Source organism: Maribacter sp. HS, assembly GCF_048059195.1.
Lineage (GTDB): Bacteria > Bacteroidota > Bacteroidia > Flavobacteriales > Flavobacteriaceae > Maribacter > Maribacter dokdonensis.
This window is the reverse complement of record NZ_JAYLVV010000002.1, coordinates 229,378-243,776: the sequence shown is the minus strand read 5'-3', so window position 1 is coordinate 243,776 and position 14,399 is coordinate 229,378. Positions and strand designations below refer to the sequence as shown.

Here is a 14,399-nt window from a genome sequence, read left to right as displayed (position 1 = left end):
ATTCAAAAACTTTAATATCGACTTTTATGAAAAAAGCGTTGAACAACAATCAAGATCATCCTATGGATAATATTGATGATTGGGAAGATAACTTATTAGAGAGATATCCTGATCCAGAAGAAACCACAAAAGAAAAAGAGGAGTTTAGAAATTATGTAGACTCAGAAAGATTAGATACGGTCAAAGAATTTTATAGGATAAATCATCAATTTCAAACCTATGATTTTGTAGTTGAAAAGGAGAAAGAATTTTTACAGTTCAATAAGAAGGAAATGTCTATTTGGGAGGCTGTTGATTTTCTAAATACATTGGTAGACGATAGTGATCCAGATATAGATTTGGACCAACTACAGCATTTATTACAGACATCTGAAGCAATAAGGGCAGATGGGCATCCAGATTGGTTTGTGCTTACTGGTTTTATTCATGATTTAGGAAAAATTCTTTGTTTGTTCGGTGAACCACAATGGGCTGTAGTAGGTGATACCTTCCCTGTTGGGTGTGCTTATTCCGATAAAATAGTATATCCGGAATTTTTTAACGCAAATCCTGATGCTACTGATAGTAGATATAATACAAAATACGGTATCTACGAGCCAAATTGTGGCTTGGACAATGTAAAGATGAGTTGGGGACATGATGAGTATCTTTATCAAATAATGAAAGATTACTTGCCGGAACCTGCCCTTTATATGATCAGGTACCATTCTTTTTATTCTCAACATAGAGAAAATGATTACACGCACTTAATGACCGCAAAGGACATTGAAATGTTCGAGTGGGTCAAAAAATTTAATCCCTACGATCTATATTCAAAAGCGCCTGTGCCACCGGATGCTAAAAAATTACTGCCTTATTACAAAGAGTTGGTAGCAAAGTACTTACCTGAAAAGTTGAGTTTTTAATTTCATTATTATTTGAGTTTGCCAATGCTCTAGCATTTTTTACTAGAGCATTTTTTTTGCTTTCCATTTTAATTTTAAACCTAACCAAATTCATATGTACACCGCTATTACTTTTATTGCCTTTACAGCTTTTGTAGCAATTTATTCATGGTATAAACTGAGAAAAGAAAAATTAGATTCTAAAGATGGTTATTTTCTCGGCGGAAGAAGTTTAACCGGTGTTGTTATTGCCGGTTCAATGTTATTGACCAATATTTCTACCGAGCATTTAATTGGTATGAACGGATCGTCTTATAAGAATGGATTTATAATTATTGCTTGGGAGGTAACTTCGGCATTGGCTTTAGTTGCTGCTGCCATCTATTTTGTTCCAAAGTATTTAAAAATGGGACTGACTACAATACCAGAATATCTTGAGAAGAGGTTTGATAGTACTACCAGAACTTTGGTTGCTTTATTTCTAATGATATCATTTGTGGTTACATTACTACCAATTGTTCTTTACACGGGAGCAATTAACATTGAGAGTATTTTTAATATATCCGAAGTTTTAGATGTATCAAAAGAAGAGGGGCTCTGGATAACTGTTGTGTGTATTGGTGTTTTAGGATCCATATATGCCATATTTGGAGGGTTGAAAGCGGTAGCTGTTTCAGATACAATTAATGGATACGGATTGTTAATTGGAGGTCTGGCAATACCAATAATAGCACTGGTAGGTATTGGTGATGGTAATCCGTTTTTAGGTTTGTCAAAGGTGTTTAACCATAGTCCAGAGAAATTCAATGTCATTGGAGCTAAAGATTCAGTTCTGCCGTTTGAGGTGCTTTTTACAGGTTTGATCATTAATCAGTTATACTTCTGGAGCATGAACCAAACGATAATTCAGCGTGCATTAGGCGCCAAGAATTTGGTCGAAGCTCAAAAAGGATTGCTTTTTACAGGGGTTTTAAAGATTTTAGTTCCCATTATCATAATTCTACCTGGAGTAATTGCCTTCTATTATTTTGGAGATTCTATGTACAATAATCAAGATATGATATATCCGGAATTAGTAAAAAAAGTACTGCCTATTGGTTTTGTTGGTGTATTTGCGGCAATAATAATGGGAGCCGTATTAAGTACTTTCAATAGTGTGTTAAATAGTGCTGCAACCATATTCAGTATAGATGTTTTTAAAAGACATTTTGGTAAAAAAAGCAGTGATAAAAAATTGGTTAGGATAGGGAAACTGACATCGACCGTTCTTGCGGTATTTGCCATCTTAGTAGCGCCAATGGTAGCAAATGCTCCAGATGGATTATACCAACTTTTACAGCAGCTTAATGGAATTTTCTTTATACCAATAGCGTCAATAATGTTGGCAGGTTTCTTTTTGAAGAAAATCTCCGCTACAGCAGCAAAAGTGGCTTTGGTCATAGGTTTGACTTTCTATATTTTAACAACCTTTATCTTAAAAGTAGATATTCATTTTGTGCATATTTGGGGTATAGAATTTGTCTTGAATATGTTGGTAATGTTCATTGTCTCCTATTTCTATCCTAATAGGCAACCATTTAAAGAAGAAGATCATGATTATGTGGAAATGAAAGAATGGAAATACACAAGACCAATGGCAATAATATTGTGTATAATTACAGTAGTAATTTATGTGTTACTAGGTACTAATTAATATGTTGCTATGGGTAAAATATGGTGTAAAGGCTTTTGTATTTTAATTGCTTTAGCTTCGTTATCTTGCAAAGAAATACCTCATAAAAAAGAAGGTATACTACGTATATCGGTAGATTCTCTTCTGCAAATTCGATATCAGAAATTTTTAGATTATAGAATAGATTCCATTTCCATCCCAAGAAGTTATGACCCTAAAACCAAAAAAGTTTTCAAAGTAGCTTCAAAAGACTGGACAAGTGGGTTCTACCCGGGTAATCTCTGGCAATTGTATAAATTAACCGGTAAGCCAGCCTTTAAATCCAAGGCAATGGAGTCAACAGATTATATTGAACAAGAAAAATATAATGATGGCACCCATGATATGGGGTTTAAAATGTATTGTAGTTTTGGAGAGGGTTTTGAAGTAACAAAAAATGACCATTACAAATCTGTTTTAATACAAAGTGCAACTACTTTGAGTACTAGGTTTAATAAAAAAGTAGGGAGTATACGTTCATGGGATTTTAATAAGGATATTTGGGAGTATCCTGTTATTATTGATAATATGATGAACCTAGAATTGTTGTTTGAGGCTACTAAAATATCGGGTGATAGCACATTTCATAACATTGCTGTGCAGCATGCCAATTCCACTTTAAAAAATCATTTTAGGGAAGACAATAGCAGTTTTCACGTTGTAGTCTATGATACCATTACCGGTAGGGCTAAAGATAAAGTTACGCACCAAGGTTATAACGATAATTCTTCATGGGCTAGGGGACAGGCGTGGGGTATCTATGGCTTTACAATGTGCTATAGATATACTGGCAATTCGGTTTATTTAGAGCAGGCAGGGAAATCGGCAGAATTTTATATAAAACATAATAGTTTACCGGAGGACGGAATTCCGTTTTGGGATTTTAATGATCCAAGTATACCAAATACTATTAAGGATGTTTCCGCTGCAACCATTGTAGCTTCTGCATTGGTAGAACTTGCAAATTTCACTAATGAAAAAGCTTATTTGGAATATTCAAAAAAGTTGTTGAAAACTTTAAAAAGTGAAGCATATCTTTTGCCATCTGAAATAGAAGCTCCTTTTATCTTAAAACATAGTACGGGTAATTGGCCTAAAAAAGATGAGATGGATGTGTCTATCAACTACGCAGATTACTACTTTTTAGAATTGATGCTTAGGATTAAGAACAAAAAATAAAAAAAGCTCCATGAGAATGGAGCTTTTTGTAGTGACCTCGACAGGATTCAAACCTGTAACCTTCTGAGCCGTAATCAGATGCGCTATTCAGTTGCGCCACGAGGCCGTTATTTGTTTCCCTTAACGGGGTGCAAATATATTTCTTTTTACATTTACCACAAAATTAAGAAGAGAATATTAAATGGATTTTAAAAGCTTTATAAGAGATGTACCCAATTTTCCAAAAGACGGAATCATTTTTAAGGACATAACTCCGCTGTTACAGAGTCCGGAAATGCTCAATAAAACTACGGAGGCATTGGCACAACTGGTAAACGACCAAAAGATTGACAAAGTAGTGGGTATGGAGAGTAGAGGGTTTATTTTTGGTCCATTACTGGCAAGTAAATTAAATGCAGGATTTGTACCAATTCGTAAACCAGGGAAATTACCTTCTACAACCTTGAGTGAAACTTATGATTTAGAGTATGGTAAGGATACTTTGGAAATTCATACGGATAGTATACAGAAAGGTGATATGGTATTGATTCATGATGATGTTCTTGCAACAGGTGGTACGGCAAGTGCTGCATGCAAATTAGTAGAAAAACTGGGAGGTACTATTGTACAGTGTAATTTTTTGATAGAGTTAACCTTTCTTGAAGGTATTTCTAAAATAGAGGAATATCAGGCAAAATCTTTACTTAAATATTAATCTAGTGCTTTGGTGGTAATAAAATAGCGCCAACCAATGATTGCCATCTGTAACTTACTGGCCTTAGATAAATCTAGTCGTTGTTTACTATAAGATGGTAGCAGTGCCTTATTCAATTTGGCAATAAATTTATAGAACTTATTTTTCAAGGTTTCTGTTTTATGCTAAAATACATAATTATGCTACAAGGCAGAAAACTCACTTGTGCTTACATCTTAAACTACAGGTTATAAGAATACCATATTTATAATTAAGCTGAAAATAAAGATGATTATAAGTTTAATTAAGGCTATCATAATTTTGATTTAATAGTTGGTTATTGAATGTTCAACCAAGATATTATAGTCTATTTCCCTAAACAAGAAATTGATCTTATTTTAATACCATTGACTATGTATTTATAAGTTAAATGATGGATGCTATTTTAAATTTAAATAATATGTCTACATGTTATATTCAAATTGTTAACATATAGTATTATTTGATTTGTAATTGTAAGAAATAAAGGGGCGGTTTTAATCGAAAGATTATTTTGTAGACGAAAAAGTAGATGAAAATTCAAATTTTGAATACTTTCATTATGTGTCAAAAAAAAAATCCGAAGTAAATAGTTCTTCGGATTTTAGATTTTAATTAGAGACGCATTCTTAGATTTTACTTTTTCAGTGTAATTTCAACAACTCCGTTTTTTCCATCTTCACCATATTGCTCTTGAGCACTTAGCCCTTTTATAACATTCATTGAAGCAATTTTATTCGGGTCTAAATTTGATACCTCTTTCGACTCCCATTTTTTTCCGTCAACAAAAAATAGAGGTTCTTTGTTATCATTACCAGATATGAACTTGAAGCCATTATCGGTTTCTTCAGAAACTTTTAAATCATACTCGCCAGATGAAGATGTGGAAATTGAAATTTGCTGATTATTATTATTACTGTTACTAGTTTTCTTAGCTGAAGTAACCTTATGGGCTACATCTACATGACTAATAAATATGCTGTTTTTATCGGTGTCTATAATGATATGAATTTTATCAATAGTGTCGTTATCAGATGCTGAATTAAATCGGCTACTTACTTCACCTTTGTTTTTGTTTCCACCATTTATCTCTATAGATATATTTTGAATCTCTGAATTTTTATTTCTTACCGTAGTATAAGAAAAATCAAAGCTTTCTTTGATCAAGTCGTTTTTGATTTTTACCAGCTGATCATCCGTAGTATTCTTGTCTATAAGTATTTCTATTGTATTGTCAGAAATATTTTTTTCATTGGTGGTATACACCTCTTTGGTATTAAAACTGATGAGAAATAACGCAAGCATAGGTAGAATGAATAAACTTTTGATTGCATTTACTTTTTTTGATTTTTGTTGATTGATCATGACTATTCGCTTTTTGATTAATGAATTAAAAAATGGATTTATGATTGATAAATTTTGCTGACCAACAGCCTGTTTCAACAGTATGTATTGGTAATCTTTTTTATTGAGCTTTATTTCTGTGTTGTCTGTATCGGCTAGAAATTCTAAGTTTTGTTTTATTACAATTCTATAATACCATGCAAAAGGATTAAACCATTGCAGTGCTAAAAAAATCTCCATGAAGACTACATCATATGAATGTTTTTGTTGAGCATGGACCTCTTCATGCGAAATAATGCTTTTAAGTTCCTTTTGATCGTGCAAACTTGGATTGTAAACAATAGCTTTAAAGAAGGAAAAAGGGGTTACATTATCTGTTGTGACAATATGGCTAATGCTATCAATATGCTTCTTATTTCCGTTTTGTATTAACTTTCTAAGCTTATAAATTTGAAGTAGGAATTTCGTTAAAAATAAGCTGGCTCCTATACCATAAATTGCTAGGGCAATATTAAATGGGGAGTTGCCAATAAAATTGTTTTGTTCATTTGGCAAGATGATGTTGTTTGTGACCTCACTTATGTGTTGTACGGGTAGGGTAATGGTATTTGAAATATAGATTAATGGAAAGAGTACAGAAGTAAACAAACCTAACAGCAGAAAAGATCTATTGAATGTATAAAAGGTTTCCCTGCTCAACAAAAATTGATAGCAAAGAAAAAAGAGACCAAGTACTGATCCGGACTTTAGCAAATAGTAACAAAAAGCTTCCATCTATTTTCCGTTTTCAATAAGATTGATAATTTCTTTTAATTCGTCTATCGATATTTTTTCTTCTTTGGCAAAGAAAGAGACAATGTTCTTGTAAGAATTGTCAAAATATGCAACCATGTCTTCATTTACATATGCTTTGTAGTAGGCTTCTTTGGCTATAATAGGATGATATTGATGTGTTTTGCCATAGGCAGTAAATCCTACGAATTTCTTTTCTTCCAGGTTTCTTACAATAGTGGAGAGGGTGTTGTAATGTGGCTTATTTTCCGTTATTTCTTGCATAATTTCCTTGACAAACGCTTTTTTTAAGCGCCAAAGAATTTTCATGATCTCTTCTTCCTTATTAGTGAGTTTTTCCATTACCTATCTTTTGGTGGATCCAAATTAAACTATTTTTTTAGTTATGCAACTATAAAAATAGTTATTTAACGAAATTTTTAGTTTTCAATTGATGTCAATTATCATATGTCCAAAAAAATGTTCTATCTATATTTGTTAAAATTCTTTACATGCAAGATTTCTTATTTATTGTTGCCGGACTAGTTTTGTTGATAGCTGGGGGTAATTGGTTGCTTAAGGCGGCGGTAGATCTATCGTTAAAATTAAAAATTCCGAAAATAGTAATAGGTATGACGGTTGTGTCTTTCGCAACTTCTGCACCTGAGCTAATTGTAAGTATTAATGCAGCTTTAGATGGTTTTCCTGATTTGGCCTTAGGTAATGTTGTGGGATCTAATATCGCAAATTTAGGTTTGGTACTTGCAATTACTATTTTATTAGGACCTATAGATGTTAGCAAAAGCTTTTATACTACAGATTGGCCGGTAATGATGTTGGCTTCTTTACTATTCTTTTTCTTTATCTATTTTGATGGAGTTCTTCAGCAATACGAAGGGGTGGTCATGGTAATTTTCCTATTTGTATTCTTGGTGTATTTATTACGATTTCAAAAACCTGCTGTTATCGATGCGGAAGATGAGCCAGATGTAATGTTGCCAACCTATAAAACAGCTCTTTTTTTAGGTTTGGGCGGTGCTGCATTATGGGGCGGTTCTGAATTATTGATAAACGGAGCAGTAGGTATGGCTACCTTATTTGGTGTTAGTGAACGTGTAATAGCAATTACGATAGTTTCTGTAGGTACAAGTATACCTGAATTAGCGGCATCGATTATAGCCATTATTAAAAAGGAAAAAGCAATTTCTTTAGGGAATTTAATTGGGTCTAATATTTTTAACCTCTTGGCCGTATTAGGTATTACTTCTATAATTACGCCTATTTCCGTTATGGATCAAGGATTGTTGACCAATGACATTTTTTGGTTGTTGGGTATTTCCTTTCTTGTTCTTCCTTTGGTTTTTATTCCTAAAGGATTGAGATTGGGTTGGAGAGATGGAGTGGTATTGCTAAGCGTATATCTTGCTTTTGTCTATTTTACCATAGGATAGTTTCTGATTCGGAGAAAGCAAAAAAAAAATGCCCTGAACATGTTCAGGGCATTTTTAATATAATCTACAATTAATTTGGTATTAAACCTTAGCTGATTTTACCGTTTTAACGATAACACCTGCAATTTTATATGGATCACCATTAGATGCTGGTCTTCTATCTTCTAACCATCCTTTCCATCCGCTTTCAACCGTTGCGATAGGAATACGGATAGAAGCTCCTCTATCAGAAATACCGAAGCTGAAATCTGTAATAGCAGCAGTTTCGTGTAAACCTGTTAAACGTTGATCGTTAAACTCACCATATACAGAGATATGTTCTTTAACTACTGGTCTAAACGCCTCACATATTTTTTCGTAAGTTGCTTGGTCTCCACAAGTTCTTAACGTAGTGTTAGAGAAGTTTGCGTGCATACCAGAACCGTTCCAGTCCATATCTTTACCTAATGGTTTTGGGTGGTACTCAATATAGTATCCGTAAGACTCCGTAAGTCTGTCCAATAAGTAACGTGCTACCCATAATTCATCACCGGCTAATTTTGCACCTTTAGCGAACAATTGAAACTCCCATTGGCCACAAGCAACTTCTTGGTTGATACCTTCAAAGTTAAGACCAGCAGCAATACAAAGATCTGCGTGCTCCTCTACAATATGTCTGCCATGTGTGTTTTTACCACCAACTGAACAGTAGTACATTCCCTGTGGAGCTGGGTAACCACCTCTTGGGAAACCTAAAGGTAATTCAGTAGCAGTATCCATAATGAAATACTCTTGCTCAAAACCAAACCAGAAATCATTATCGTCATCATCAATAGTAGCTCTACCATTAGAAACGTGAGGCGTACCATCTGCATTAAGTACTTCTGTCATTACCAAGTATCCGTCCTTTCTTGCTGGATCAGGGTAGATTGCAACTGGTTTAAGCAAACAGTCAGAAGAACCACCTTCGGCCTGGCGCGTTGAACTTCCATCAAAAGACCACATTGGGCAATCTTCTAATTTACCACCAAAGTCATTAACCACTTTGGTCTTACTTCTCATGTTTTGGGTTGGAAAATATCCATCTAACCAGATGTATTCTAATTTTGTTTTGCTCATAATGTGCTCGTTATAATTTAAAATAAGTTACAAACAAAAATATGTTTTTTATCAATCTGTATGAATTTTTAAGGGGGTAAATCTGTAAAAATTAAATTTATTTCTATCCACCCCTAATTTTTGTCGGGTATTTTATCATATTTATATTTATAGAACGTAATTTTGTGAAATTAATAATGAATTTAGGTATGATGTCCTCAAGATTTATAGCAATAAAAGAAAGTCAAAATAGAAATGCCATCGCTATTCAAGAAAATGGAAGAAGGTCTGACTTGTTCGGTATCAACGTGTTCAATGAAAAAAAGATGTTGCAATACCTAACCAAAGATGCTTTTGAAGGATTGAAAGGTGCTATGGACTCTGGTTCTAAGATCGACAGAAAAATTGCAGATCAAGTCGCAGAGGCCATAAAGGGTTGGGCAATTTCAATGGGAGCCACTCATTATACCCACTGGTTTCAGCCTTTAACCGGTTCAACTGCTGAGAAACATGATGCCTTCTTTGATCTTATGCCAGATGGTACGGCTTTAGAAAAGTTTGGTGGTGGTCAATTGGTGCAGCAAGAACCAGATGCATCTAGTTTTCCAAGTGGGGGCATAAGAAATACATTTGAGGCTAGGGGCTACACGGCTTGGGACCCATCTTCGCCCGCATTCATATATGGTACTACTTTATGTATACCTACAATATTTGTTTCGTATACGGGTGAAGCTTTAGATAATAAAGCTCCATTGTTAAGAGCATTGGGTGCAGTGGACGAAGCGGCAACCGCAGTAGCTAAATATTTTGATAAAACCGTTACCAAGGTCAACGCAACTTTAGGTTGGGAGCAAGAATATTTTTTGATCGATAAAGCTCTTGCACATTCTAGACCGGATATTATGATGACCGGTCGTACTTTGGTGGGCGAAACTCCTGCAAAAGGACAACAATTGGATGATCATTATTTTGGGGTTATACCTAGTCGTGTGCTGAGTTTTATGAGCGATTTGGAAAAAGAATGCACAAAATTGGGTATACCTGTAAAGACCAGGCACAATGAAGTTGCCCCAAATCAGTTTGAACTGGCTCCTGTTTTTGAAGAAGCAAATTTGGCAATTGATCATAATCTTCTACTGATGGATGTGATGGATAAGATTGCGGATAAACATCATTTTAAAGTGCTGTTCCATGAAAAGCCATTTGCTGGGATCAATGGGTCAGGTAAGCATAACAACTGGTCTCTACAGACCAATACCGGGGTAAATCTTCTTAGTCCCGGTTCTACACCAATGAAGAACTTACAGTTTTTGACCTTTTTTATTAACACCATTAAAGCGGTAGATACTTATGAAGAACTTTTGCGTTCTTCAATAGCTTCGGCAAGTAATGACCATAGGCTGGGGGCAAACGAAGCTCCACCAGCAATATTTTCAATATTTGTAGGCACTCAATTAAGTAATGTTTTAGATGAGCTTGAAGGGGTGTCCAAAGGAAAATTGTCTCCAGAGGAAAAAACAGAGCTTAAGCTGAACGTAGTAGGTAAAATTCCAGAAATATTGATGGATAATACCGATCGAAACAGAACTTCACCTTTTGCATTTACAGGTAATAAATTTGAAATGCGTGGCGTTGGTTCCAAGACCAATTGTGCCAAGCCAATGACCATTTTAAATACCATTGTTGCAAAGCAATTAAAAGATTTTAAGAAAGAGGTAGATGCACTGGTAGACAAGAAAAATCTTAAAAAAGACGAAGCTGTTTTTAATGTACTTCGTGAATATATAAAAACATCCAAACGAATTCGTTTTGATGGTGATGGCTATAGTGTTGAATGGGAAAACGAAGCTAAACGAAGAAAATTAAGTAACAATAAAAATACTCCCGAAGCTCTAGAGGTCTTGACATCAAAAGACAGTATTGCACTTTTTGAAACTATGGATGTAATGAGTGAGGTTGAAGTGGGCGCCCGCCAAGAAGTGGATCTGGAGAATTATATTATGCACCTACAGATAGAGGGTAGGGTGTATAATGAATTGGTTTACGGGTATATTTTGCCGTCAGCATTGGAATATCAAAATAAGCTGATTAAAAATGTGTCTGGACTTAAGGAAATTTATGGAGCGGCACATAAAAAATTCACTGAAGGGCAATTGACCATGATAGAAGAAATTGCAGAGCATGTAGTAAGCATTAAGAAAATGGTTGATGCCATGGCAGATGCAAGAAAGAAGGCAAATGCTTTAAAAGACACAAAAAAGAAGGCAAAGTCATATTGCTTTGATGTAAAACCATATTTTTCTGAAATTAGATCACATAGTGATAAGTTGGAAAAATTAATGGACAATACCTTATGGCCATTGACCAAGTATAGGGAATTGTTGTTCATTGAATAAGCCTAGTCTTTAATTATTAAAAAAAAATGGGGAATTATTAAGCTGAACTAAGGTTGCAGTTTTAATGATTCCCTTATTTTTGTTTCAAATTTTAGTTATGTCAACACCTAGCAATGAAAGATATCAGCAACGGGGCGTGTCAGCTTCTAAAGAAGACGTGCACAATGCTATAAAGAATATTGATAAAGGTCTTTTTCCTAAGGCTTTCTGTAAAATAGTTCCTGATTATTTGACAGGAGACAAAGAGTATTGCTTGATCATGCACGCAGATGGGGCGGGTACAAAGTCGTCGTTGGCATATATGTACTGGAAAGAAACGGGAGATATTTCCGTTTGGAAAGGTATTGCGCAAGATGCCTTGATCATGAACATAGATGATTTAATCTGTGTTGGGGCTACTGACAACATTATGCTTTCATCTACTATTGGCAGAAATAAAAATAAGATTCCGGGTGAGGTGCTTTCAGCTATAATCAATGGAACGGAAGAGTTGATAAACGACTTGGGTGAGTTTGGTATCACTATTCATTCTACCGGTGGTGAAACTGCCGATGTTGGGGATTTGGTAAGAACAATTATTGTAGATTCTACGGTTACTGCTAGATTGAAAAGAAGTGAGGTGATCGATAATGCCAATATTAAGGCAGGCGATGTTATTGTAGGTCTAGAATCTTTTGGTCAAGCAACATACGAGAAAGAGTATAATGGCGGTATGGGAAGTAACGGACTCACCTCTGCACGCCATGATGTGTTCTCTAATTATTTGGCAGAAAAATTCCCTGAGAGCTTTGACGCTGAGGTGCCAGAAGATTTGGTATATTCAGGAAAGGTGAAATTAACGGATCATGTTGAGAATTCTCCAATTAATGCCGGTAAATTAGTGTTGTCGCCAACAAGGACATATGCACCGATCGTAAAAAAAATACTTTCTACATATAGCCCAGATCAAATTCATGGTATGATCCATTGTAGTGGAGGGGCACAGACCAAAATTCTTCATTTTGTAGATGACCTTCATATCATCAAGGATAACTTATTTGATGTTCCACCTCTTTTTCAATTAATTCAAGAACAGTCTGGTACAGATTGGAAAGAGATGTATAAGGTTTTCAATTGTGGTCATAGACTAGAGATTTATCTTCCTGAAGATATCGCAGGTGATATTATTGAAATATCAAAGAGTTTTGGCGTAAATGCTAAAATTATAGGTAAGGTAGAGGCATCGGATTCTAAAAAATTAACAATTTCCAGTAAGTACGGCACCTTTGTGTATTAGAACATACGATTAATGTAAATAAATCGTTCTTTTTGTATAAACCTATCTTGCTATGGAAAGAAAAGAATTTTTACGAACTCTGGGTGCAGGTGCTGCATTTGCAATAACGTTTCCTTGCTTGGGCAGTTGTTCCAAGGACAATGAAGTTGAAGGAGATATTGTTACGCCACCAACCAATGTAGATTTCACTATTGATCTTACTTCTTCCGAGGCTGCTAAATTGGCAAATAATGGCGGATTTATTTTAAAAAATCTTGTTGTCGTAGTTAGAAATCTTGAAGGTGAATTTGTTGCCGCTACGCAAATCTGCAGTCATGAGCAATATGATCAGGTAAGATTTGTAAATCAAGAAGGTGGTATTTTTTACTGTGATGTGCACGGATCAAAGTTTTCTCAGACTGGTACTCCTTTAAATGAAATTCCTAATAGTACTTCAAGAGCCTTAAAAATATACAATACTTCACTTGAAGGTGATATTTTAAGAGTTTTTGAGTAATGACCAAACTATAATTCTAAAACCAACAACACCAACCTAACTTATTATTCTTTGATGATAAAATTGACCCCCAACTAGAGAAAGTAAGTGAAGTATATCAGTGCCTTATTAATAGTTATGTTGACCTACATTTCGTATGGTCAAGATAAAAAGTACGTTACCGTAAAGAAGTCTTACGAGGTAATGGGCGGTGATTTTGACATTACGGTAGTTTCGGTAGATGAGGAGTTGGGTTACATTTATATACAGGAAGCTTTGGCCGAGGTTCAAAGAATTGAGAAGTTGATTTCTTCCTGGGACCAGGACTCTGAAACAAGTATGATTAATAGAAATGCCGGTATTAAGCCAGTTCACGTAAGTTGGGAACTATATAAGCTCATAGAGCGGTCTATTCAAATTTCTGAAATTACCAACGGTGCATTTGATATAACATTCACTGCACTTAAAGATGTATGGAAATTAGATGGTTCAATGCAGTCTTTACCTTCTAAGGCAAATGTAGAGGAAGTGCAATCTAGAATAGGGTATAAGAATATTGTTTTGAACAATAAGGATCAAACTGTTTTTTTAAAGAAGAAAGGAATGAAAATTTCTTTTGGTGGAATTGGTAAGGGGTTTGCTGCAGACAAGGCAAAGGCGTTATTGGTGTCAAAGGATGTTAAGGCCGGTATTATAAATTTAAATGGTGATATTACCACTTGGGGTACCAAAGTTACAGGTGATAAATGGTTGATCGGGGTTATGAATCCAGATTTAAAAGGTGGTATTGCATCATGGATTCCAATTCTTGAGTCGTCTGTGGCAACAACGGGCAGTGACGGTAATTTTATCATGTCGGGCAATAAAAAATACACCCATATTTTAGACCCTAAAACAGGTTTTCCCGCTACGGGTATCAACAGTGTATCGGTATTTGCAAAAAGTGCGGAGTTATCAGATGCCTTGGCAACATCCATCTTTGTAATGGGACTAGATGCAGGTTTGGCTCTTATAAATCAACTTGGAGATACAGAGGTTATAATTGTGGATAGCGCCAATAAAATGCACAAGAGTAATGGCATTCTGCTAAACTAAGTATTTCAAAAAACCAAGGTGCTCGTTT

13 protein-coding genes and 1 tRNA gene are annotated in these 14,399 nt (G+C 35.0%); 9 read left to right on the top strand and 5 right to left on the bottom strand.

Annotation, left to right across the window (positions count from 1 at the left end; genetic code table 11):
* Window positions 1–26: 26 nt before the first annotated feature.
* The 3 genes from VBZ51_RS01225 (at window position 27) to VBZ51_RS01215 (ending at window position 3,774) form a co-directional block, all read left to right on the top strand.
* Window positions 27–905: an inositol oxygenase family protein gene (locus VBZ51_RS01225; RefSeq protein ID WP_071341538.1), complete on the top strand. Its 879-nt coding sequence runs from the start codon at window positions 27–29 to the stop codon at window positions 903–905.
* Window positions 906–999: 94 nt separating this feature from the next.
* Window positions 1,000–2,577 carry a solute:sodium symporter family transporter gene (locus VBZ51_RS01220; RefSeq protein WP_348100976.1) on the top strand — a complete coding sequence of 526 codons (1,578 nt, stop codon included), beginning with the start codon at window positions 1,000–1,002 and terminating at the stop codon, window positions 2,575–2,577.
* Window positions 2,578–2,586: 9 nt separating this feature from the next.
* Complete coding sequence (locus VBZ51_RS01215) at window positions 2,587–3,774, top strand: glycoside hydrolase family 88 protein (protein WP_416575809.1); 1,188 nt, start codon at window positions 2,587–2,589, stop codon at window positions 3,772–3,774.
* A gap of 32 nt (window positions 3,775–3,806) precedes the next feature.
* Here the strand turns inward: VBZ51_RS01215 and VBZ51_RS01210 are convergent.
* Window positions 3,807–3,880 (bottom strand) — tRNA-Arg (locus tag VBZ51_RS01210).
* A gap of 75 nt (window positions 3,881–3,955) precedes the next feature.
* Between VBZ51_RS01210 and VBZ51_RS01205 the strand changes: the two genes are divergently transcribed.
* Window positions 3,956–4,468 (top strand): adenine phosphoribosyltransferase, encoded by a 513-nt coding sequence (locus VBZ51_RS01205; protein ID WP_416575808.1) that lies wholly within the window; start codon window positions 3,956–3,958, stop codon window positions 4,466–4,468.
* Here VBZ51_RS01205 and VBZ51_RS01200 read toward each other — a convergent pair.
* The 3 genes from VBZ51_RS01200 to VBZ51_RS01190 form a co-directional block, all read right to left on the bottom strand.
* On the bottom strand, window positions 4,465–4,617 hold the full coding sequence (locus tag VBZ51_RS01200) for a hypothetical protein (protein WP_058103604.1): 153 nt from the start codon (window positions 4,615–4,617) through the stop codon (window positions 4,465–4,467). The two genes, VBZ51_RS01205 and VBZ51_RS01200, sit on opposite strands and share 4 nt — an antisense overlap.
* 505 nt (window positions 4,618–5,122) lie before the next feature.
* The gene (locus VBZ51_RS01195) at window positions 5,123–6,604 is read right to left on the bottom strand and encodes a M56 family metallopeptidase (protein WP_416575807.1); all 1,482 of its coding nucleotides are present in this window, start codon (window positions 6,602–6,604) and stop codon (window positions 5,123–5,125) included.
* Window positions 6,605–6,964, bottom strand: a complete 360-nt coding sequence (locus VBZ51_RS01190; RefSeq protein ID WP_416575806.1) for a BlaI/MecI/CopY family transcriptional regulator — start codon at window positions 6,962–6,964, stop codon at window positions 6,605–6,607.
* A gap of 149 nt (window positions 6,965–7,113) precedes the next feature.
* Here VBZ51_RS01190 and VBZ51_RS01185 point away from each other — a divergent pair, with 149 nt between their 5' ends.
* The gene (locus VBZ51_RS01185) at window positions 7,114–8,052 is read left to right on the top strand and encodes a calcium/sodium antiporter (protein ID WP_416575805.1); all 939 of its coding nucleotides are present in this window, start codon (window positions 7,114–7,116) and stop codon (window positions 8,050–8,052) included.
* 81 nt (window positions 8,053–8,133) lie between these two features.
* On the opposite strand, the gene VBZ51_RS01180 is transcribed toward VBZ51_RS01185, so the two are convergent.
* Entirely contained in the window at window positions 8,134–9,150 is a 1,017-nt protein-coding gene (locus VBZ51_RS01180; RefSeq protein WP_058103600.1) for a glutamine synthetase beta-grasp domain-containing protein, read from the bottom strand.
* A gap of 188 nt (window positions 9,151–9,338) precedes the next feature.
* Here VBZ51_RS01180 and VBZ51_RS01175 point away from each other — a divergent pair, with 188 nt between their 5' ends.
* The 4 genes from VBZ51_RS01175 (at window position 9,339) to VBZ51_RS01160 (ending at window position 14,371) form a co-directional block, all read left to right on the top strand.
* Entirely contained in the window at window positions 9,339–11,525 is a 2,187-nt protein-coding gene (locus VBZ51_RS01175) for a glutamine synthetase III (protein WP_416576255.1), read from the top strand.
* Window positions 11,526–11,622: 97 nt separating this feature from the next.
* A complete protein-coding gene (locus VBZ51_RS01170; RefSeq protein ID WP_416575804.1) occupies window positions 11,623–12,801 on the top strand; it encodes an AIR synthase related protein in 1,179 nt (392 codons plus the stop codon).
* Between the two features lie 52 nt (window positions 12,802–12,853).
* Window positions 12,854–13,297: a ubiquinol-cytochrome c reductase iron-sulfur subunit gene (locus tag VBZ51_RS01165; protein WP_058103598.1), complete on the top strand. Its 444-nt coding sequence runs from the start codon at window positions 12,854–12,856 to the stop codon at window positions 13,295–13,297.
* 87 nt (window positions 13,298–13,384) lie between these two features.
* On the top strand, window positions 13,385–14,371 hold the full coding sequence (locus VBZ51_RS01160; RefSeq protein ID WP_416575803.1) for an FAD:protein FMN transferase: 987 nt from the start codon (window positions 13,385–13,387) through the stop codon (window positions 14,369–14,371).
* Window positions 14,372–14,399 lie beyond the last annotated feature (28 nt).

Excerpts from the sequence above, each read along its gene's own strand:
- VBZ51_RS01215 (WP_416575809.1), top strand. The coding sequence starts at position 2,587 with ATGGGTAAAATATGGTGTAAAGGCTTTTGTATTTTAATTGCTTTAGCT.
- VBZ51_RS01225 (WP_071341538.1), top strand. The coding sequence starts at position 27 with ATGAAAAAAGCGTTGAACAACAATCAAGATCATCCTATGGATAATATT.
- VBZ51_RS01220 (WP_348100976.1), top strand. The coding sequence starts at position 1,000 with ATGTACACCGCTATTACTTTTATTGCCTTTACAGCTTTTGTAGCAATT.
- VBZ51_RS01205 (WP_416575808.1), top strand. The coding sequence starts at position 3,956 with ATGGATTTTAAAAGCTTTATAAGAGATGTACCCAATTTTCCAAAAGAC.
- VBZ51_RS01190 (WP_416575806.1), bottom strand. The coding sequence starts at position 6,964 with ATGGAAAAACTCACTAATAAGGAAGAAGAGATCATGAAAATTCTTTGG.
- VBZ51_RS01195 (WP_416575807.1), bottom strand. The coding sequence starts at position 6,604 with ATGGAAGCTTTTTGTTACTATTTGCTAAAGTCCGGATCAGTACTTGGT.
- VBZ51_RS01170 (WP_416575804.1), top strand. The coding sequence starts at position 11,623 with ATGTCAACACCTAGCAATGAAAGATATCAGCAACGGGGCGTGTCAGCT.
- VBZ51_RS01165 (WP_058103598.1), top strand. The coding sequence starts at position 12,854 with ATGGAAAGAAAAGAATTTTTACGAACTCTGGGTGCAGGTGCTGCATTT.
- VBZ51_RS01185 (WP_416575805.1), top strand. The coding sequence starts at position 7,114 with ATGCAAGATTTCTTATTTATTGTTGCCGGACTAGTTTTGTTGATAGCT.
- VBZ51_RS01180 (WP_058103600.1), bottom strand. The coding sequence starts at position 9,150 with ATGAGCAAAACAAAATTAGAATACATCTGGTTAGATGGATATTTTCCA.
- VBZ51_RS01175 (WP_416576255.1), top strand. The coding sequence starts at position 9,339 with ATGATGTCCTCAAGATTTATAGCAATAAAAGAAAGTCAAAATAGAAAT.